The sequence below is a fragment of the Paraburkholderia nodosa genome, from assembly GCF_001718195.1.
Classification (GTDB): domain Bacteria; phylum Pseudomonadota; class Gammaproteobacteria; order Burkholderiales; family Burkholderiaceae; genus Paraburkholderia; species Paraburkholderia nodosa_A.
This window is the reverse complement of sequence record NZ_MCNV01000008.1, coordinates 150071-170189: the sequence shown is the minus strand read 5'-3', so window position 1 is coordinate 170189 and position 20119 is coordinate 150071. Positions and strand designations below refer to the sequence as shown.

The 20119-nt window shown below is 66.6% G+C and carries 15 protein-coding genes; 7 read left to right on the top strand and 8 right to left on the bottom strand.

Annotated elements, in window-relative coordinates; translation table 11 throughout:
* Positions 1 to 6: 6 nt before the first annotated feature.
* Together parC and BFD71_RS16425 are read left to right on the top strand one after the other, a co-directional pair.
* The gene (parC, locus tag BFD71_RS16430) at positions 7 to 2322 is read left to right on the top strand and encodes a DNA topoisomerase IV subunit A (RefSeq protein ID WP_069265386.1); all 2316 of its coding nucleotides are present in this window, start codon (positions 7 to 9) and stop codon (positions 2320 to 2322) included.
* Positions 2323 to 2550: 228 nt separating this feature from the next.
* A complete protein-coding gene (locus tag BFD71_RS16425; RefSeq protein ID WP_069265385.1) occupies positions 2551 to 3009 on the top strand; it encodes a CopD family protein in 459 nt (152 codons plus the stop codon).
* A 39-nt stretch (positions 3010 to 3048) separates the two neighbouring features.
* On the opposite strand, the gene BFD71_RS16420 is transcribed toward BFD71_RS16425, so the two are convergent.
* Positions 3049 to 3999, bottom strand: coding sequence for a LysR family transcriptional regulator (locus tag BFD71_RS16420; protein WP_069265384.1), 951 nt, complete (start codon positions 3997 to 3999; stop codon positions 3049 to 3051).
* Positions 4000 to 4149: 150 nt separating this feature from the next.
* On the opposite strand from BFD71_RS16420, the gene BFD71_RS16415 reads away from it, so the two are divergent.
* Genes BFD71_RS16415 through BFD71_RS16405 form a run of 3 tightly spaced genes read left to right on the top strand, consistent with a single transcriptional unit; the run spans position 4150 to position 7831 of the window.
* On the top strand, positions 4150 to 5469 hold the full coding sequence (locus BFD71_RS16415; protein ID WP_069265383.1) for an MFS transporter: 1320 nt from the start codon (positions 4150 to 4152) through the stop codon (positions 5467 to 5469).
* Between the two features lie 44 nt (positions 5470 to 5513).
* Positions 5514 to 6785: a Zn-dependent hydrolase gene (locus BFD71_RS16410; protein ID WP_069265382.1), complete on the top strand. Its 1272-nt coding sequence runs from the start codon at positions 5514 to 5516 to the stop codon at positions 6783 to 6785.
* Between the two features lie 23 nt (positions 6786 to 6808).
* Positions 6809 to 7831: a histone deacetylase family protein gene (locus BFD71_RS16405; RefSeq protein ID WP_069265381.1), complete on the top strand. Its 1023-nt coding sequence runs from the start codon at positions 6809 to 6811 to the stop codon at positions 7829 to 7831.
* Positions 7832 to 7851: 20 nt separating this feature from the next.
* On the opposite strand, the gene BFD71_RS16400 is transcribed toward BFD71_RS16405, so the two are convergent.
* The 7 genes from BFD71_RS16400 to BFD71_RS16370 form a co-directional block, all read right to left on the bottom strand.
* A complete protein-coding gene (locus tag BFD71_RS16400; protein ID WP_069265380.1) occupies positions 7852 to 9057 on the bottom strand; it encodes a chromate transporter in 1206 nt (401 codons plus the stop codon).
* Positions 9058 to 9166: 109 nt separating this feature from the next.
* Positions 9167 to 11542, bottom strand: coding sequence for a bifunctional diguanylate cyclase/phosphodiesterase (locus tag BFD71_RS16395; protein WP_069265379.1), 2376 nt, complete (start codon positions 11540 to 11542; stop codon positions 9167 to 9169).
* 319 nt (positions 11543 to 11861) lie between these two features.
* Positions 11862 to 12740: a PhzF family phenazine biosynthesis protein gene (locus BFD71_RS16390; RefSeq protein ID WP_069265378.1), complete on the bottom strand. Its 879-nt coding sequence runs from the start codon at positions 12738 to 12740 to the stop codon at positions 11862 to 11864.
* A gap of 134 nt (positions 12741 to 12874) precedes the next feature.
* Positions 12875 to 13339 (bottom strand): RidA family protein, encoded by a 465-nt coding sequence (locus BFD71_RS16385; protein ID WP_069265377.1) that lies wholly within the window; start codon positions 13337 to 13339, stop codon positions 12875 to 12877.
* Positions 13340 to 13411: 72 nt separating this feature from the next.
* Positions 13412 to 14611 carry an aminotransferase-like domain-containing protein gene (locus BFD71_RS16380; RefSeq protein WP_069265376.1) on the bottom strand — a complete coding sequence of 400 codons (1200 nt, stop codon included), beginning with the start codon at positions 14609 to 14611 and terminating at the stop codon, positions 13412 to 13414.
* A gap of 108 nt (positions 14612 to 14719) precedes the next feature.
* Positions 14720 to 15625 carry a DMT family transporter gene (locus BFD71_RS16375; protein WP_069265375.1) on the bottom strand — a complete coding sequence of 302 codons (906 nt, stop codon included), beginning with the start codon at positions 15623 to 15625 and terminating at the stop codon, positions 14720 to 14722.
* Positions 15626 to 15647: 22 nt separating this feature from the next.
* The gene (locus BFD71_RS16370; protein ID WP_069265374.1) at positions 15648 to 16337 is read right to left on the bottom strand and encodes a VOC family protein; all 690 of its coding nucleotides are present in this window, start codon (positions 16335 to 16337) and stop codon (positions 15648 to 15650) included.
* A 195-nt stretch (positions 16338 to 16532) separates the two neighbouring features.
* Here BFD71_RS16370 and BFD71_RS16365 point away from each other — a divergent pair, with 195 nt between their 5' ends.
* Both BFD71_RS16365 and htpG read left to right on the top strand, forming a co-directional pair.
* Positions 16533 to 18020, top strand: a complete 1488-nt coding sequence (locus BFD71_RS16365; protein WP_069265373.1) for an aminotransferase-like domain-containing protein — start codon at positions 16533 to 16535, stop codon at positions 18018 to 18020.
* Between the two features lie 112 nt (positions 18021 to 18132).
* A complete protein-coding gene (gene htpG / locus BFD71_RS16360; protein WP_069265372.1) occupies positions 18133 to 20046 on the top strand; it encodes a molecular chaperone HtpG in 1914 nt (637 codons plus the stop codon).
* Positions 20047 to 20119 lie beyond the last annotated feature (73 nt).

The following is a 20119-nucleotide window of genomic DNA, read 5'->3' as shown; positions in this document are numbered from 1 at the left end:
TGAAACATGGACGATCTCTTTGCTGAAGTGACGGACGCCCCGAACGGCGACACGCTCACGCTCGGCCACTACGCGGAACGCGCCTATCTCGACTACGCGGTGAGCGTGGTGAAGGGCCGCGCGTTGCCCGACGTCTGCGACGGCCAGAAGCCGGTGCAGCGGCGCATTCTTTTCGCGATGAACGAAATGGGCCTGGGCGACAACGCCAAGCCCGTGAAGTCCGCGCGCGTGGTGGGCGACGTGCTCGGCAAGTACCACCCGCACGGCGACCAGTCGGCCTACGACGCGCTCGTGCGCCTCGCTCAGGACTTCTCGATGCGCTATCCGCTCATCGACGGCCAGGGCAATTTCGGCTCGCGCGACGGCGACGGCGCGGCGGCCATGCGCTACACCGAAGCGCGGCTGACGCCCATCGCCAAGCTGCTGCTCGACGAAATCGACATGGGCACTGTCGATTTCATGCCGAACTACGACGGCTCGTTCCAGGAGCCGAAGACGCTGCCCGCGCGCCTGCCGATGCTGCTGCTCAACGGCGCGTCGGGGATTGCGGTGGGTCTCGCTACCGAAATCCCGTCGCATAACCTGCGCGAAGTCGCGTCGGCGGCGGTGGCGATGATTCGCAACCCGAAGCTTTCGCATGCGGAGATCATGGAAAAGCTGCCGGGGCCCGATTTCCCGGGCGGCGGCCAGATCATTTCGAGCGACGCGGAAATTGCGGCGGCATACGAGTCGGGCCGCGGCAGCCTCAAGGTGCGCGCGCGCTGGAAGATCGAGGACCTCGCGCGCGGCCAGTGGCAACTGGTGGTGACCGAGCTGCCGCCGAACACCTCGGGCCAGAAGGTGCTCGAAGAGATCGAGGAACTCACGAACCCGAAGCTCAAGCTCGGCAAGAAGACGCTCACACCCGAGCAGCTGCAGAGCAAGCAGACCATGCTCGGGCTGCTCGACGCCGTGCGCGACGAGTCGGGCAAGGACGCGCCCGTGCGCCTCGTGTTCGAGCCGAAGACGAGCCGCATCGATCAGGCCGAGTTCGTCAACTCGCTGCTCGCGAACACGAGCCTCGAATCGAACGCATCGCTCAATCTCGTGATGATCGGCGCCGATGGGCGGCCGCGCCAGAAGGGCATCAGCGAGATTCTGGGCGAGTGGATCGGCTTCCGTTTCGCCACGGTCACGCGCCGTACGCAGCATCGCCTGACGAAGGTCGACGACCGCATCCATATCCTCGAAGGGCGGATGATCGTCTTCCTCAATATCGACGAGGTGATCCGCATCATCCGCGAGTCGGACGAGCCCAAGAGCGCGCTGATGAGCGCGTTCGGACTTTCCGAGCGCCAGGCCGAGGACATTCTTGAAATCCGTCTGCGTCAGTTGGCGCGGCTCGAGAAGATCAAGATCGAGAAGGAACTCGCGGAGCTGCGCGAAGAGAAGGCGAAGCTCGAAGAACTGCTCGCGAACGATGTGTCGATGAAGCGGCTCATCGTGAAGGAAATCGAAGCCGACGCGAAGCAGTACGGCGACGATCGCCGCACGCTCATTCAGCAGGAAAAGCGGGCGAGCTTCGAAGCGCGCGTGGTCGACGAGCCGGTCACGGTCGTCGTCTCGCAGAAGGGCTGGGTGCGTGCGCTCAAGGGCCACGGGCTCGATACGCAAGGTTTCACCTTCAAGGCCGGCGACGGCCTCTATGCGGCGTTCCAGTGCCGCACGCCCGATACGCTGATCGCGTGGGGCAGCAATGGCCGCGTCTATTCGGTGTCGATTGCGAATCTGCCTGGCGGCCGCGGTGACGGGGTGCCGGTCACGTCGCTCATCGAACTCGAAGCGGGCACGCATCTGCTGCACTACTTCGCGGCGAACGCGGAACAGCAATTGCTGCTGGCGTCGAGCAACGGCTTCGGCTTCATCGCGAAGATCGGCGACATGGTGAGCCGCGTGAAGGCAGGCAAGGCGTTCATGACGATCGACGAGGGCTGCGTGCCGCTCGCGCCGATGCCGATGCTGCCCGACGCGCTGCAGGTGGCGTGTCTGTCGTCGGGCGGTCGTTTGCTCGTGTTCGGCCTCGACGAGATGAAGACGCTCTCGGGCGGCGGACGTGGCGTTACGCTCATGCAGCTCGACGAGAACGAGAAGCTCGTGCAGGCGCTCGCGATCAGCGCGGCGGGCGTCGTGCTCGTGGGCACGGGCCGCGGCGGCAAGGCGACCGAGGACCTGATGGCGGGCGCGGTGCTGGCTCCGCAGATCGGCAAGCGCGCACGCAAGGGCCGCGCGCCGGACTCGAAGCTCAAGGTCGTGACGGGCATGCGTCCGGTGTTGCCGCAGTAACTTAGCTGCTCTGCATGGCGCCGGAGCGCTCTGCGTGGGACCGGAGTAAGCGCTGAAGCGCTAACTCCGGATCGCAAAGTGCTAAAGCGCTAACTCCGGCCGACACATATCCGGCGCGAATCGCGGCGCGGCATGGAATAATGCCGCGCAAAGGCATGGGACGGGAGTGCGTTGCACTCACTCCGTCGACATGCCGCCGATAACGACACGTTACGAGGGAAATCAAGCATGGGCCACGCGATCGCAGTCGCGCTCTTTCTGCATCTGCTGGGCGTCGCCGTCTGGGTGGGCGGCATGATCTTCGCGCATTTCTGTTTGCGCCCAGCGCTCGAAGACCTCTCGCCGCAGCTGCGCCTGCCGCTCATCGAATCGGTGTTCGGCCGCTTCTTCAACTGGGTGGGCGTCTCGGTCATCGTGATCCTGCTGACCGGCGGCTTCCTGCTCATGCAGTCCGGCGGCGAGCATGCCACCTGGCAACTGCACGCCATGGCGGGCCTGGGCGTATTGATGATGCTGATCTTCGGCCACATCCGCTTCGCCGTGTTCCCGCGCATTCGCCGCGCCGTGCAGGCGCAGAAGTGGCCCGACGGCGCGCGCGCCGTGGGCACCGTGCGCCGGCTCGTCGTCATCAATCTCGTGCTGGGTATCGTGACGATCGGCGTTGCCGTGCTCGCGCGCGGGTTCTAATCGTTTCTCCTGCAACGTTCGCGGTCTGCGCCTGACGCACTAGAGGCGCTCCGCGAGCGCATGACGCTGCATGCAGCGCTCCATCGCGTCGAAGAACGCTTCTTCGGCCGCATTGCGCTTGCGTTCGCGATGCCACAGCAAGTGGATATCGACGTCCACGAGCCCTTCCTCCGGCGGCAGCCGCCACAGGCGCTGCCGCGCCAGATCGTCCCGCACCGTATGCTCGGGCAGGCAGCCAATGCCGTAGCCCGCAAAGATCAGCCGCCGCACCTCGTCCAGACTCGGTGACGACGCCACGATCCGCCCCGTGAAGCCGCGCTGGTCGCGAAACACGGTGAGCGGCGACAGGCTGTCGCCAATCTGGTCGCTCGTGAAGGAGACGAAGTTCTCCGCGAGCAGGTCGTCCATCGTCAACTGCGAGAGCCCGAAGAGCCGGTGATGCCGGCCGCAGAACATCGCGTAGCGCTGGCGCAGAAAGCAGCGCATGTCCAGTTTGTCGATGGGCGTGCGGCACAGGCTCAGGCCTGCGGTCGCGGTTTTCTGCAGCAGCGACGAGATGATGTCCGACGAGCGCATCACTTCGATCTGCAGGTCGATGCGCGGGTAGGCCGTGTGGAATTCCGCGAGAAATTCGTCGTACACGCGCGACTCGATGCGGCTCACCGTGAGCAGGCGGATCGAGCCGGTGATGTCGGCGGTGCGCTCGTCTAGCCCGGTTTCGAGCTGGGAAATCGTGCCGTAAATGTCGCTTGCAATGCGATAGACCTCTTCGCCCGCCTCGGTCGGCACGAACTGCGCGCCGCGGCGCTCGATCAGCTTGCGGCCGAGCGCGTCTTCGAGGCGCTTGAGCGCCTGGCTCACGGCCGGCTGCGTGACATAGAGCCGGGCGGCGGCGCGGCTCAGGCTGCGCTCCTGCATGATCGCGAGGTAGGTGCGCAGCAGGTTCCAGTCAAGACGGTCGTTGAGAAAGCGGGTGGTGTCGGCGCGCATGGGCGGCTCCCGGCGCAAGGGTGCGCCAAGGGTATTAGTTGAATTTATGTGCAGAATAATAACGCGAAATTTGACTAATGATTTGTGGCTGGCGATAAAGCGTGCATGCAACACAAACCCATCCCAAACGCGCCTGAAGGAGACCGACGCATGGCCAGCCCACAACCCAGCACCCGGCAACCGGTGCGCGCCGCCGCCGCGGCGTTCATCGGCACGATGATCGAGTGGTACGACTTCTACATCTACGCCACGGCCGCCGCGCTCGTGTTCGGCGAGCTGTATTTCCCTTCTGAAGACCGCTTCGTGAGCACGATGGCGTCGTTCGCGACCTTCGCCGTCGGGTTCTTCGCGCGTCCGCTCGGCGGCCTGATCTTCGGCCACCTCGGCGACCGCATCGGCCGCAAGAAAGCGCTCATGACCACCCTGATGATGATGGGCGTCGCGACCGTCTGCGTCGGCCTGCTGCCGTCGTACGCGAGCGTGGGGATGCTCGCGCCGGTGCTGCTCGTGCTGCTGCGCGTGGTGCAGGGCATCGCCGTGGGCGGCGAGTGGGGCGGTGCGGTGCTGATGGCGGGCGAGCACGCGCCCGAAGGCCGCCGCACGTTCTTCGCTTCGTTCGCGCAGCTGGGTTCGCCGGCCGGCCTGATTCTTTCGCTGCTCGCGTTCCGCTCGGTCACGTCGCTCGACAAGGCCGACTTTCTCTCGTGGGGCTGGCGTCTGCCGTTCCTCGTTTCGGCGGTGCTGCTCGTGATCGGCATCATGATCCGCCTTGGCGTGAACGAGTCGCCCGAGTTCGAGAAGCTCAAGGACCAGCGCCGCACGCTCAAGCTGCCCGTCGCCGAAGTGTTCCGCTCGGCGTGGGGCCTCGTGCTGCTGTGCATCGGCGCGAACACCATCGGCATTGCGGGCGTGTACTTCACCAACACGTTCATGATCGCCTACACCACGCAATACGTCGGCATCACGCGCTCGCTGATTCTCGACTGCCTGTTCGCGGTCGCGATCATCCAGTTCCTCGTGCAGCCGCTCGCCGCGTGGCTCGCCGAACGCATGGGCGGCGCGCGCTTCCTCAAGTGCGCGGCGCTCGCCGCGATGCTCTCGCCGTATCCGATGTTCGTGCTCGTGCAAAGCGGCAAGGTCGTGCCGATGGTGATCGGCATTTCGATCGCCGTGGTCTGCATGGCGAGCTTCTATTCGGTGATCGCCGGCTTCGTCTCCGGCGTGTTCCCCACGCGCGTGCGCTACTCCGCGATTTCGCTCTCTTACCAGGTATGCGGCGCGATCGCGGGCGGCCTCACGCCGCTGGTCGGCACGTGGCTCGCGCATCGCCATGTGGGGCAGTGGTGGCCGCTCGCCGTGTTCTATACGTGCCTCGCGGGCGTCTCGCTGCTGTGCATCGTCGCGCTCGACGCGCGCCGCCACCAGCATGCGTTAGACGAGGCGGGAGCCGAGGCGTTGAGCGCACGATGACGTTGTTCAGGTGTTTGAATAGTTCGACTGAAATGGATGGACCGATGAAAGACCTTTTGCAGATCGACGGCCCGCGCCTGTGGGCGAGCCTCATGGAGATGGCGCGTGTTGGCGCGACGGCGGGCGGCGGCGTGCGCCGCCTCGCGCTCACCGAAGAAGACCGGCGCGGGCGCGAGTTGTTCGCGCGCTGGTGCCGCGAGGCGGGCATGACGGTGTGGACCGACGAAGTGGGGAACCTGTTCGCGCGCCGCGAAGGCGACGATGCGCAGGCTGCGCCGGTGCTGATGGGCAGCCACCTCGACTCGCAGCCCGAAGGCGGCCGCTTCGACGGCGTCTACGGCGTGCTCGCCGCGCTCGAAGTCGTGCGCGCGCTCAACGACGCGGGCGCACGCACCGGGAAGCCGATCGAAATCTGCTCGTGGACCAACGAAGAGGGCGCGCGCTTCACGCCGGCGATGCTGGGCTCGGCGGTGTTCGCGGGCGCGATGACGCTGGCGGAGGCACTCTCGCGCACAGACGCCGACGGCGTGACGCTCGGCGCGGCGCTCGACGCATGCGGTGCACGCGGCACGCGTGCCGTGCAAGGCGTGGCCGTCGACGCCTACTTCGAAGCCCATATCGAGCAGGGCCCGATTCTGGAGGCGAACGAGACGACCATCGGCGTCGTGACGGGCGGCCAGGCGATTCGCTGGTTCGACGTGAACGTGACGGGCGTGGCCGCGCACGCGGGCACGACGCCGATGCGCTATCGCAAGGATGCATGGTTCGGCGCGGCGCAGATGTCGCTCGAGATCGAGCGCACGATGGCGCGCTACGCACCGCGCGGTCTCGTGACGATCGGCCAGGCGCAGATCGCAAACTCGTCGCGCAACACGATTGCGGCGAACCTGACGTTCACGGTCGATCTGCGCCATCCCGACGATGCGCAACTCGACGCGATGGAGCGCGACTTGCGCGCGCTATGCGCGGACGTCGCCGCACAGCGCGGCCTTGGTGTGCAGATCGCGCATTGCTGGACGAGCCCCGCGACGCCGTTCGACGCGGAGTGTGTCGCGCTGGTCGCGCAGGCAACGGCGCGCTTTGGCTATCCACACGAGCGTATCGTGAGCGGTGCCGGCCATGACGCGATCCACCTCGCGCGCTACTGCCCGACCGCGATGGTGTTCATTCCCTGCGTGGCCGGTCTGTCGCACAACGAAGCCGAGGACGCTCTGCCGGAAGACATCACGGCCGGCGCGAACGTGTTGCTCAACGCCGTCGCGGCGCGCGCGGGCGTGCGCCTGGCCGTTGAAGTGGAAAACGCGGCCGACGCGTAAAAGAAATAGAAGGAGAACTGAGCATGAAAACCTGGTTTCACCCCGATCAGCTGCTGCACCATCCGCGCGCCTATTTCTCGCGCGGCCAGTTGCGTGCGCCGCAGGAGGTGCCACAGCGTGCCGAGCATCTCGTTGCCGCGGCGCGCTCGCTTGGCTTCGACGTGCAGGCGCCCGCCGATTTCGGCACCGCGCCCATCGCCGGCGTGCACGACATGAACTATCTGCGTTTTCTCGAGGAAGCGCACACCGAATGGAAGCGCGTGCCCGAGGATTGGGGCGAAGAGGTGATGTCGAACATCTACGTGCGCGAGCCGAATCCGCTGCGCGGCGTGCTCGCGCAGGCGGCGCGCTATCTCGCGGACGGCAGTTGCCCCATCGGTACGAATACCTGGCGTGCGGCCTACTGGTCGGCGCAAAGCGCGCTGGCGGCGGCCGCATGCGTGAACGAAGGCGCGCGCGAGTCGTACGCGCTCTCGCGTCCGCCGGGTCATCATGCCCGCGCGGACGCGGCGGGCGGCTTCTGCTATCTGAACAACGCGGCCATCGCGGCGCAGTCGCTGCGCAGTCGCTTCGAGCGCGTGGCGATCCTCGACACCGACATGCACCACGGCCAGGGCGTCCAGGAGATCTTCTACGGTCGCAGCGATGTGCTCTACATCTCGATTCACGGCGATCCGACCAACTTCTATCCCGTGGTCGCGGGCTACGAGGAAGAGCGCGGCAACGGTGCTGGCGAGGGCTACAACGTCAATCTGCCGATGCCGCATGGCGCGTCCGAAGCCGACTTCTTCAAGCGCGTGAAAGCGGCGCTGCGGGTGCTCAGGCGCTTCGAGCCGGACGCGCTCGTGCTGGCGCTCGGCTTCGACATCTACAAGGACGATCCGCAGTCGAAAGTCGCCGTGACCACCGAGGGTTTCGGCCGGCTCGGCGCGGAGATCGGCGCGCTCGGCCTGCCTTCGGTGATCGTGCAGGAAGGCGGCTATCACCTCAAAAGCCTCGAAGACAACGCACGCGCATTCTTCGGCGGTTTTGCGGCAGCGCGCTGATCAGCGCGTGAACGCGCGCTTCAGGCCAGCAGCAGCCTCGCCCCGCACGCGAGTCCTACCGTCGCGTAGACCGCGTAAGCGGGGAGCTTGAGCTTGCCGAAGCACATCGCCGAGAAGACGGCCGTCAGCAGATACGACAGATGCAGCGGCACGTGCCGCGCGATATGCCAGACGGCGATAACGAGGAACGCGGTGGTCGCGGCGCGCAGCACGCGCATGGCGTGCTCGAAGCGCGGGTTCGCCTTCATGCGGTGCAGGTGCCGCCGCGCGAGCACGACGAGGCAGCCCGACGGCACGAACAGCGCGAGCGTGGCGACGAGCGCGCCGACCCAGCCATCGACGAGATAGCCGAAGAACGGCACCACGTTCAGGAGCGGCCCCGGCGAAAGCGGCGAGAGCGTGAACGCCAGCGTGAAGTCGTCGTTGGTGATGCCGACCGCGGGCGTGACGAACAGCGTTTTCAGCACGGGCAGCGCCGAAAAGCCGCCGCCGAACAGCGTCATGCCCGCGCCCGCGAGACGCGGCCAGAGCAGCGCCGAGTCGAGCGGATGCGGCAGCGGCAGCGCGAACACGACGATCAGCGCGGCCAGCGCGGCGAGCAATTGCCCATCGCGCCGTGTCACGCGTAATTCGAGCCGCTGCGAAGGCACGGGGCTTGCGAGCCAGCCCGCGGCAAACGCGACGAGCAGAATCGCCACGTAGGCCGCGCCGCTCGCCGCGAGCGCGAGGGCCGCACAGGCAGCGATCGCCACGCCCCATTCGAGCGGGCCGCGCACGAGCGCACGCGTCTGCCTGTACCAGGTCACGCCGATCAGCATGGCAAGCACCACGCTGAAATGGTCGAGCAGCGTGCGCGAGGCGACCGCATGCACGAGCGGCGTGCGGTAGAAAATGGCGAACAGCGTCATCAGCGCGAAGAAGGGCAGCACGCTCGCCACGCCCGCGACCCACGCGCCCGCGCGTCCGCGCAGCGCATGGCCGAGTTGCACCGCGACGTTGCAGCCTACCGGCCCCGGCACCATCCAGGCGAGTGCTACCAGATCCGAGAATGCGGTTTGCGTGAGACGCGCTTCGCGCTCCACGTAGTGCTGCTCGAGTTGCGCCATGAGTGCGAGGCCGCCCCATGAGACCGCGGACACGGTCAGCACGACGCGAAAGAGCGTCAGGAGCGGTTCGTGATGGTCGCGGATTGGCGCCGCGATCGCTTCGTCGGTGCGGGTTTGCATGGCTGCATCGTGCGGGCGAAGGTCAGTGCGGATCTGTGCGCGAAGGCACGCGGTTCGCGCAACTCACTGGAAAGCGTGGACAATGCGCAATCTGCGCGCCGGCCTCGCGTCAGCGCGATTGCGGCGCGTCGCTCAGGCGCTCGTTGCGGCGATCTTCGCGTGCGGCTTGCGTGCCCGCCGGCTGCGTCGCGCTACAGACGCCGAAGCGCTCGATCAGCGCGGCCACGCCTTCCACGGGCACGGGGCGCGAGAACAGGAAGCCCTGCGCCTCGATCGGGCCGAGCGCGGAGAGCCACGCGATCTGCTCTTCGGTTTCGGTGCCCTCGACGACTACCGTGAGCCCGAGCGAGCGCGCGAGATTGACGATCGCCGAGACCATCACGCACACGCTGCGGTCGGCGGGGATGGCCTGCACGAACGAGCGGTCGACCTTGAGCGTGTCGACGGCGAAGCGGTTCAGGTAGGACAGCGACGAATAGCCGGTGCCGAAGTCGTCGAGCGCGACGCGCACGCCAAGGCGCTTCAGCGCGAAGATCTTTTCCGAAACGAGCTCCGGGTACTCCATCATCGCGGTTTCGGTGATCTCGAGTTCGAGCCGGTGTGCGGCAATGCCGGTTTCCTCGATGGCGCGCGCTACGGTCTCGTACAGGTCGCCGCGCCAGAACTGCACCGCCGAGATGTTGATGGCGAGCGTGAGCGACTCGTAGCCCTGCTGCTGCCACTGCGCGAGTTGCGCGCACGCGGTACGGATCACGAAGTCGCCTACGGGCACGATGAGGCCCGTGGATTCGGCCACAGGAATGAATTCGCCCGCAGGAATGAGTCCGTATTGCGGATGGTTCCAGCGCACGAGCGCCTCGAAGCCCGTGATGCAGCGCCGGCGCAGATCGATCTTCGGCTGGTAGGCGAGAAAGAGCTGGTCCTCGGCGAGCGCGACGCGCAGCTGCTGCTCCCACTTCATCAGGTGGTCGGCGCGGTGGGCGAGTTGCGGCGAGTAGAAGCGAAAGCAGTTGCGTCCGGCCTCCTTGGCGGCGTACATCGCGAGGTCGGCTTTCTTGAGCAGATCGATTTCGCTTTCGTGCGCTACCGCGAAGAGCGCGATGCCCGTGCTCGCGTGCAGCACGAAGGCGCTGCCGCGCACGTCGAACGGATGCGTGAACGCGGCGTTGGTGGCTTCGGCGAGCGCGATGGCGCGTTTTTCGATGTCGTCGCCCTTCACGATCACCACGAACTCGTCGCCGCCGATGCGCGCAAGCGTGCCCGCGCCGCCCACGGCGTCGGCGAGGCGCGCGGCGCTCATCTGCAGCACGATGTCGCCGGCGTTGTGGCCCAGCGTGTCGTTGACCGTCTTGAAATTGTCGAGGTCGATGAAGAGGATGGCGAGCCGCCCGAGGTTGCCCGGCTGCGAGACCTCATGGCGCAAACGCTGCAGCGTGGCGTAACGGTTGGGCAGGCCCGTGAGCAGGTCGTACTGCACGAGTTGCGACATCTCGCGCTCGCGCCCGAGCAGCTTGCCGATCAGTCCCGTGGCCACGGCGAAGAACGAGAGCATGGCGAGCGAGATGAACGTCGCCATCATCAGGTAGACGTCGCGCGTGTGGTTGTAGTCGGCGAATTCCTCGGCCTGCGAGAGACCGACCAGCACGGCGAGCGGATAGCCGTCGATATGGCGGTACGAGACGATGCGCGTGACGTGATCGATCGGATCGACGTAGGTGCCCGACACATGCTCGGAAATGGGATACACGCCGCTCGCGGAGAACGTGCCGTTAGCGCGCTCGGCGCTGCCCGTGCGGCGCGCGAGCACGGCGCCGCTGTCCGAGATGACGGCGATCACGCCGTCGCGGCCGATCGCGGCGTTGTTGTAGAAGTCGCTCGTGAAGTAGCTCGGGTCCTCAGAAACCACGACGACGCCCGCGAACGAGCCGTCCGGGTGATTGAGGCGGCGCGTCATCTGCAGGGTCCAGTGGCCGGACACGCGGCCGAGCACCGGCTTGCTGATATAGAGCTGGTCGTCGTTCTCGTGCTCGTGCACCTTGAAGTGCTCGCGGTCCGAGAGGTCGATGGGCTTGGGATTCGGATCGGCCGTGTTGGCGACGAGCGTGCCGTGCTCGTCGATGATCGACACCTGCACGAGCGAGTCGCTCTGCACCACACCCTTTTCGACTGTGCTGCCGAGATCGAAGCGGCCCGGCGACTTTTCGAACTCGTACTTCACGAAGCGCGTGATCTGGTCGACCTGGTGGATCGCCTTGACGGTGTGCTGTTCGAGCGCCGCCGAGAGAATCGCGGCCGAGGCCGTGGCCTCGCGCATGGTCGCTTCCTTCTCGACTGAGAGACGCGTGAAGATGACCGCCCACAGCAGCACGAGCACCAGCACGCCGAGCAGCGGAATGGCGAGCAGTGCGCGCGGACGCGTGTACGCCGGCCCGGGCGCGTTGCGCAGGCTCGAATCGCGCGAGAACGGACCCCGCGTGGCGCTCATCGCGGCCGCCGTAGGCGCGGAAACTCACACCGCGGATGCGGCGGCCGGAACGGCAAGGATGCGCTCGGTTGAGTCGGCGGCATGAAGGACGGATGGCTGGGGGAATACGTGTATTGCGCGCGCGCAATACACGCCGGACGCGTCGTGCGTCCGATGTTTCGATATTACTGGTTGGGGAATGATTAAGGAAGCTGTGGTCCCTCGGGTATACGCGAGGGTCGCCTCAACCCGCGCGCGATGCTGATGTGCGGTGCATAGCTGCGAGGCGGTGCATCGTGGTCGATGCGCCTTGCATGAATCGGGGTGCCGCTGCGGGCGCTTAGCCGAGCCGGCAGGTCCCGTCGACGACGGTCACCGAGTGGCCGCCAATCCAGATCTTTTTCGCCGCATCGTCATAGTCGACGCGCACGCGCCCGTCGCGCCCGAGCGCCGTGCCCTGGCGCACCGTATAGCGTACGCCCGAACGTCGGTTCTGCTGTTCGAGCAGCATGGCGATGGCGGCGTTCGCGCTGCCGGTGACGGGGTCTTCGCCCTTGCCGAGCCCGGTCATGAGGCAGCGCACTTCGAAGGTTGCGGGACCATCGGCCTCGTGCGGGCCGTAGGCGGCCACGCCATGTGCACCCACGCTCGCGGCAACGGCTTCGATCGCCTCGTAGTCGACGTCGAGCGCGAGCACCGCTTGCGCCGACGCGAGACGTACGACGAGCCAGGGCGCGCCGTTGTCGACGCCGCAGGGCGCGGCCGAGAAGTCGACGGCGTTCGAGCGCAGCGCCGCGCGCAATGCGTCGAACTGTGCGGCGGCGAGCGGCGTCACGCGCGCGGGCGGCGCGGCGAAGGCCCATGCGCCGTTCTCCGCGGCGGCCAGATCGATGAGACCGGCGCCGCATTCCTGCACGAGGCGCCCTGGCGTCTTCGGCGGGCGGCCGCTTTCGAGAAACGCGTGCGCCGTGCCGAGCGTCGGATGGCCTGCGAAGGGCAGTTCGCCCTTGGTCGTGAAGATGCGCACGCGGTAGTCGGCGCGCGCGTCGGTGGGGGCGAGCAGGAAGCTGGTTTCCGAGAGATTGGTCCAGCGCGCGATGGCCTGCATCTCGTCGCCGCTCAAACCGTCGGCGTCGAACACCACGGCGAGCGGGTTGCCCTTGAAGGGTACCGACGTGAAGACGTCGACCTGTTTGAAGCGGACGCTGGGCTGGGTCATGGCGGGACGATCACGGAAGGGGGAGAGCGGCGCAAGAGGCGCGCCAGGTTGCGCGAACGCACAACAGAAAATGCAGTAACGTGCGCGGACCCCGATGCAGGTCCGCGCGCGCTGGCAAAGGTCGCTAGTGTGGTTTACTCGACTTCGGCGATCAGCTCGATCTCGACGCATGCGCCAAGCGGAATCTGCGCGACGCCGAAGGCCGAGCGCGCGTGCTTGCCCTTCTCGCCGAACACATCGGCGATCAGCTCCGAAGCGCCGTTCGTGACGACGTGCTGTTCCGTGAAGGTGAGCGTCGAGTTCACGAGGCTCATGAGCTTGACCACGCGCTTGACCTTGTTGAGGTCGCCCGTGTGGGCGTGCAGTGTGGCGAGCAGGTCGATCGCGATCGAGCGCGCGGCGGCCTTGCCTTCCTCGGTCGTGAGCGACTCGCCGAGCTTGCCGGCCCACACCTTGCCGTCCTTCTTGGCGATGTGACCCGACAGGTACACCGTGTTGCCGCTCTGGGCGCTCATCACGTAGGCCGCGGCGGGCGCGCCTGCCTGGGGCAGGGTGATGCCGAGCTGTTCGAGACGGTCGTAGATGTTGATGTCAGCCATGATCAGGATTCCTCGTTCGGGTGTTGAGTCGGAAAGAGCCTGGCGCTGCGCCAGGCCTTCGCCGGGCTTGCGTCAGGCGTGCGCGCGGATCAGGGCCGCGAGCTTCGCGACGCCTTCTTCGATCTTCGCGGGCGGCACCGTGACGAACGACAGGCGCAGCTTGTTGTGTTGCGGCTCGTCGGCGAAGAACGGCGCGCCGGGCACGAAGGCCACGTTCTGCGCGACGGCTTCGGCCAGCAGCTTCATGCTGTCGATGTTCGAGGGCAGCGTCACCCAGATGAACATGCCGCCTTCGGGGCGGTTCCAGCTCACGCCTTCGGGCATGTTGCGCTTGAGCGAGTCGAGCATCGCCTCGCACTGGTCGCGATAGAGCGCGCGCACCTTCGGGATGTGCGTGTCGAGGAAGCCGTCCTTCACCACCTCGTAGACGATGCGCTGCGTGAAGCTCGGCGTGTGCAGATCGGTGGCCTGCTTGGCCTGCACCAGTTTGAAGTGCAGGTCCTCGGGCGCAATGATGTAGCCCACGCGCAGGCCCGGGGCCAGGATCTTCGAGAACGAACCCAGATGCACGACATGCTCGGGCGCGAGCGAATGCACCGTCGGCAGTGGCTCGCCCGCGTAGAGGAGTGCGCCGTAGGGGTCGTCTTCGATCACGGGGAACGGCGAGTGCTTCGCGAATTCCGCGAGCGCCTGGCGGCGCTCGAGCGGCAGGCGGCGGCCCGTGGGGTTCTGGAAGTTCGGGATCGCGTAGAGCAGGCGCGCGCCGGCCGTGAGTTCGGGCGTCAGGCCTTCGGGCACGAGGCCTTTTTCGTCGGTCGGGACCTGGACGTACTTCGGCTCGTAAAGCGAGAACGACTGCAGCGCGCCGAGGTAGGTGGGCGTTTCCACGAGCACGGGGCTATTGGGGCAGACCAGCACCTTGCCGATCAGGTCGAGCGCCTGCTGCGAACCCGTGGTGATGAGCACCTGCGAGGGACGCACCGTCACGCCGCCCACCGAGTGGCGCGCGGCAATCCATTCGCGCAGCGGCATATAGCCTTCGGTCGCGCTGTACTGGAGGGCGCCCGAGGGATCGTCGCGCAGGATGCGGTCGGCGGCGGCGCGCATTTCCTCGGCCGGGAAGCTGGCCGGCGCGGGCAGGCCGCCCGCGAACGAAATGACTTCGGGACGCTCGGTGACCTTCAGGATTTCGCGAATCGCCGAGCTGGTCAGCTTGATTGCACGCTCGGACAGTTGCCACGCGGGCGCGGCCTTGAGATCGCTCTGGTCCATGGGGTCTCCTTGTTGGGGTGAGGCGAGTGACTGTTCAGCGGCGGCATGGGGCGCAATCGCGCGCCGCCGGATGCCGCCGAAAACCTTGAATTATGACGTGAAACCGGCTCATGCGCGCGCGGGCGCCGGGGCCGTGCCGATCGCCGCGCGGCGACCGAGTACGACTGTGGCGATCACCGCGGCCGCGTAGAGCCACGCCGAGGGCGCGACCTGCTCGCCGAAAAAGAGCGCCGAGAACGCCATCGTGAAGAAAATCTGCAGCAGCTGCACCTGGCCCACGCGCGCCGTACCGCCCATGGCGAGCCCCGCGTACCACGCGAAAAAGCCGATGAATTGCGAAAACAGCGTGACATAGCCGAAGGCGAGCCAGGTCTTGAGCGCGACGGGGCCGGGATGCGCCACGTGATGCGCCCATGCGAGCCAGCCTACCGGCAGCGCGAGGAGCGGCGCCGAGAGCACGAGCGCCCAGCAGATCACCTGCCAGCCGCCCAGTTGACGCGCGAGGCGCGCGCCTTCGGCGTAGCCGAGCGCACCGATGCCCACCGCGATGAGCATCCACGCGTCGCCCGCATGCAGCGAGCCGCCGCCCGCCTGGAGCGCGAACGCGACCACGAGCGCGCTGCCGATCAGCGCGCTGGCCCAGAACGCCTTCGAGGGCCGCTCGTGCGAGAGCCACGCCGCGTAGATCGCCACGGCGAGCGGCTGCAGGCCGTTGACGATGGCGCCGTGCGAGGCCGGCACGGTCTTCATCGCGAAGGCGGAAAACACCGGAAACGCGACGATCACGCCAAGCGACACCACGGCGAGGCTCTTGACCTGCGGCCAGGTGGGCCATGTCTCGCGACGGATGGCGAGCAGCAGCGCGGCGGGCACGGCGGCGGCGAGTGCGCGGCCGAGGCCGTTCAGAAGCGGGTGGAATTCGGCGACGACGATGCGCGTCATCGGCAGCGTGAGGCTAAAGATCATGACGCCGACGAGGCCGAGCAGCATGCCTTGGGTTTCGCGTGCTTTCATGCGGGAGTTTGCGCTCGACGGATCAGCGTGCCGGCGCGCCGAGCGTGCGCGGACCGGACGGGGTTTCGAACTGCGCGACGAGCGCGGGCGAGAGGGCTTCCTCCACGGCGATCAGGTGCGCCGCGCCGAGCCACTGCAACTGCTCGCGCGCCGTCTGCGCCTCTGGGTGAAACCCGGTGAGGGACGTGAGCGCGATGCCGGTGTCGGCCAGCACCTGCGACGGATGATGCGCCGTATCCCACTGGATCAGCGAGGGCAGAATGCCGTCGCCCGCGCCTTGCCAGGACGGGAAGGCGCCGTTTTCCGGAACGGTGAGCTGCCACGAGAAGTCGCCGCGCGTCATCGGCACGAGCGCGGGAATGCGCTGGGGATACTGCTCGCGCCAGCGTGCGAGGCTCTTCGGCGGATCGACGCGCGCGACCCAATGCGACAGGTACGGCCCCTGTTCGAGGCGCGCCAGTACGGCGGGGTCGTCGAGCGCGAACAGGCGCGCGCGGGCGTTCGCGTCGCTTTTCGCCGCCGGATCGAGCGCGATGACTTCCAGATACGCACCGCCCCACAGCCCGAGCAGACGGTTGTGCGTGCGCATGAGCGGGTGAGCGCCGCCGCCCGAGGGCGCGGCGCCGAGCGCGTCGCTCACGTACGCCACGCCTTCTTCCAGCGTGCGCGCGGCAACGACGAGGTGATCGAGGCGAAGCGGCGAGGCGTTCATGGGCGGTCGAGCGGAGCCAAAAATACGGAGGGGCCGGAGAGAAGGGGGACAGGAGCCTGCGCCTGGACAGTGTGCCGACGCCGCTACCGAATCCTTACCGGTACGCATGCGATCAAATGTACCGGTATGGTGGCAGACAGTAACGGTACAATCGGCCCGATAGTGCTCTGTACAGTTCGAGTTCAGGGAGTCCTCATGTCCTCCGTACCGCTAGACCAGATTCCCGCCCCGCACGACGCGGCGACGCTTACGCTCGTCGACCAGCTCGTGCAGTGGGGCCGCCGCCGCATCGAGGAGCGCGTGTTCCGGCCCGGCATGCGCATGCCGTCCATCCGCAAGCTCGCGCTCGACAAGGGCGTCTCGCGCTTCACCGTGGTCGAGGCGTACGAGCGTCTGGTCGCGCAGGGCTACCTCGACTCGCGGCGCGGTTCCGGTTTCTATGTGCGCGAGCGGCTGGCGCTCGTGGCCGGCGGCGAACGCCAGCCGCTGACTGCGGGCGTCCCGGCGCGCGCCGACGCGGTTGCTGCCCCCGCGCCGCCCACCATCGACGTGGTCTGGCTGCTGCGCAACATGCTTCACACATCCACGCGGCCGGAAAAAGGGCCGGGTTTGGGCTATCTGCCCGCGCGCTGGCTGGATGGCGAGCTGCTGACCGGCGCGATGCGCTCGCTTGGCCGCCAGAGCGGCACGCAACTGCTGGGCTTCGGCTCACCGCAAGGCTTCCTGCCGCTGCGCCAGCAACTCCAGACGCGCATGGCGGAACTCGAGATCGGCGCGACGCCCGACCAGATCGTGCTCGTCTCCGGCATCACCCAGGCGATCGACCTGCTCGCACGCATCTACGTGCAGCCCGGCGACACGGTGATCGTGGGCGACCCCGCGTGGTTCCAGATGTTCGGGCGCTTCGCCTCGCAGGGCGCGCGGCTCGTCGGCATGCCGTACACGCCAGACGGGCCGGACCTCGACGCGCTCGAAGCGCTGGTCGAGACCTGGCGGCCGAAAATGCTCGTCATCAATTCGGTGCTGCAAAATCCCACGGGCACCTCGCTTACCGCCGCGCAGGCGTTCCGCATTCTGCGGCTTGCCGAACAGTACGATTTCATCGTCGTCGAAGACGATATCTACGGCGACCTCTGCCCGGCCGGCTATCCGGCCACGCGCCTCGCGAGCCTCGACCAGCTTCGCCGCGTGATCTATCTCGGCAGCTTTTCGAAGACGCTCGCACCAAACCTGCGCGTGGGCTATATCGCGAGCGCGCTCGACGTGACCCAGGCGGTGGCGGACCAGAAAATGCTCGTCGGCATGACGAGCCCGGAACTCAATGAGCGTGTGCTGTACCGCGTGCTCACGGAGGGTCACTACCGGCGTCACGTGGAGCGCCTGCGTGCACGGCTGGACGGCGTGCGCGACAAGGCGGAGCGCATGCTGGAGCGCGCCGGCCTGCGCCTTTTTGCGGCGCCGGGCGCCGGCATGTTCCTGTGGGCGGACACGGGCGTCGACGCGGATGCGCTCACCGCGGCCGGCCACGAAGCGGGTTTCCTCCTCGCGCCGGGGAGCCTGTTCTCGCCGCACCAGTCGCCGACCACGTGGATGCGCTTCAACATCGCCAACTGCGGCGATCCGGCGCTGCCCGCGTTCCTCGCCGACTACCTCGAAGGCGTGGGCCGGCGGGGCGGCTCTTGAAAACGATGCCGTCTGTCCCCAACTGGGCGGGCGGCGCGCCGCGATGCGAATTGCCGAGAACTCGCGGCCACAAATTTGTCAGACTAGAACTGCAACGTAAGAGGACTCGACCATGGCACAAGAAACCATGAGCTTCCAGGCAGAAGTGAAACAGCTTCTGCACCTGATGATCCATTCGCTGTACAGCAACAAGGAAATCTTCCTGCGCGAACTGATCTCGAACGCATCGGACGCGGCGGACAAGCTGCGCTTCGAGGCGATCGCGAACAGCGCGCTCTATGAGAACGATCCGAATCTGCGCATCCGCGTGGGCTTCGATAAGGAAGCGCGCACCATCACGATCGACGACAACGGCATCGGCATGAGCCATGACGAAGCCGTGTCGAACCTCGGGACGATCGCGCGCTCGGGTACGAAGGAATTCTTCGGCAAGCTCTCGGGCGACCAGCAGAAGGACGCGGCGCTGATCGGCCAGTTCGGCGTGGGCTTCTATTCGGGCTTCATCGTCGCGGACAAGATCACCGTGGAAAGCCGCCGCGCGGGCCTGGCGGCGGCCGAAGGCGTGCGCTGGACGAGCGCGGGCGAGGGCGAGTTCGCCGTCGAGGCGATCGAGCGCGCGCAGCGCGGCACGACGATTACGCTGCATCTGCGCGAAGGCGAGGACGAGCTGCTTTCCGCATGGAAGATCAAGTCGATCATCCAGAAGTATTCGGATCACGTCGGTCTGCCCATCGAGATGAAGAAGGAAGAATGGGACGCCGAAAAGAGCGAGATGGTCACGAAGGACGAGTACGAGACCATCAACCAGGCGAGCGCGCTGTGGACGCGTTCGAAGAGCGAGATCAGCGACGAGCAGTATCAGCAGTTCTATCAGCACCTCGCGCACGACCACCAGAACCCGCTCGCGTGGACGCATAACCGCGTGGAAGGCCGCAGCGAATATACGCAGCTCCTTTACGTGCCGTCGCATGCGCCGTTCGACCTGTGGAATCGCGATCACAAGAGCGGTCTGAAGCTCTACGTGAAGCGCGTGTTCATCATGGACGACGCCGAGCAGCTGCTGCCGAACTATTTGCGCTTCGTGAAGGGCGTGGTCGATTCGAGCGATCTGCCGCTCAACGTCTCGCGCGAAATCCTGCAGGAAAGCCGCGACGTCAAGGCGATTCGCGACGGCGTGACCAAGCGCGTGCTCTCGATGCTCGAAGAGATGGCGAACGCTGCTACGGACGCCGAAGCAAGCGAAGAGGACAAGGCGAAGTACGCGACGTTCTGGGCCGAGTTCGGCCAGGTGCTCAAGGAAGGCATCGGCGAGGATCACGCCAATCGCGAGCGCGTGGCGAAGCTCGCGCGTTTCGCGTCCACGCACAACGACACGAACGAGCAGACCGTCACGCTCGCCGACTACGTGGCGCGCATGAAGCCCGAGCAGACGAAGATCTACTACGTCACCGCCGATACGTGGCAAGCCGCGAAGAACAGCCCGCATCTCGAAGTGTTCCGCAAGAAGGGCGTGGAAGTGCTGCTCCTCACGGACCGTGTGGACGAGTGGATGCTGTCGTTCCTGAACGAGTTCGACGGCAAGCCGCTCGCGAGCGTGGCGCGCGGCGACCTCGACCTCGGCGCGCTCAACGACGAGGAAAAGCAGCAGCAGGAGAAGGTGAGCGAAGAGTTGAAGCCGCTCGTCGAGCACATGAAGGAAGCGCTCAAGGACAAGGCCAAGGACGTCCGTCTCACCTTCCGCCTGACCGATTCGCCCTCGTGCCTCGTGGCCGACGAAGGCGACATGAGCGGCTATCTGCAGCGCATGCTGAAGGCGGCGGGACAAAATGCGCCGCAGATGCAGCCGATCCTCGAAGTGAACCCGGAGCATCCGCTCGTGAAGGCGCTGCGCACCGATAGCGCGGACTTCGGCGACTGGTGCAATCTGCTGTTCGATCAGGCGTTGCTGGCGGAAGGCGGCGCGCTGGAAGATCCGGCCAGCTTCGTCAAGCGTACGAACGCGTTGCTGATTGCCCGCGCCGGTTAAAGCGCGCGGCTTCGTCGCATGAGCGAAACCCCTTGCGGCTACTGGCTGCAAGGGGTTTTTTTTTGTGCGCCGC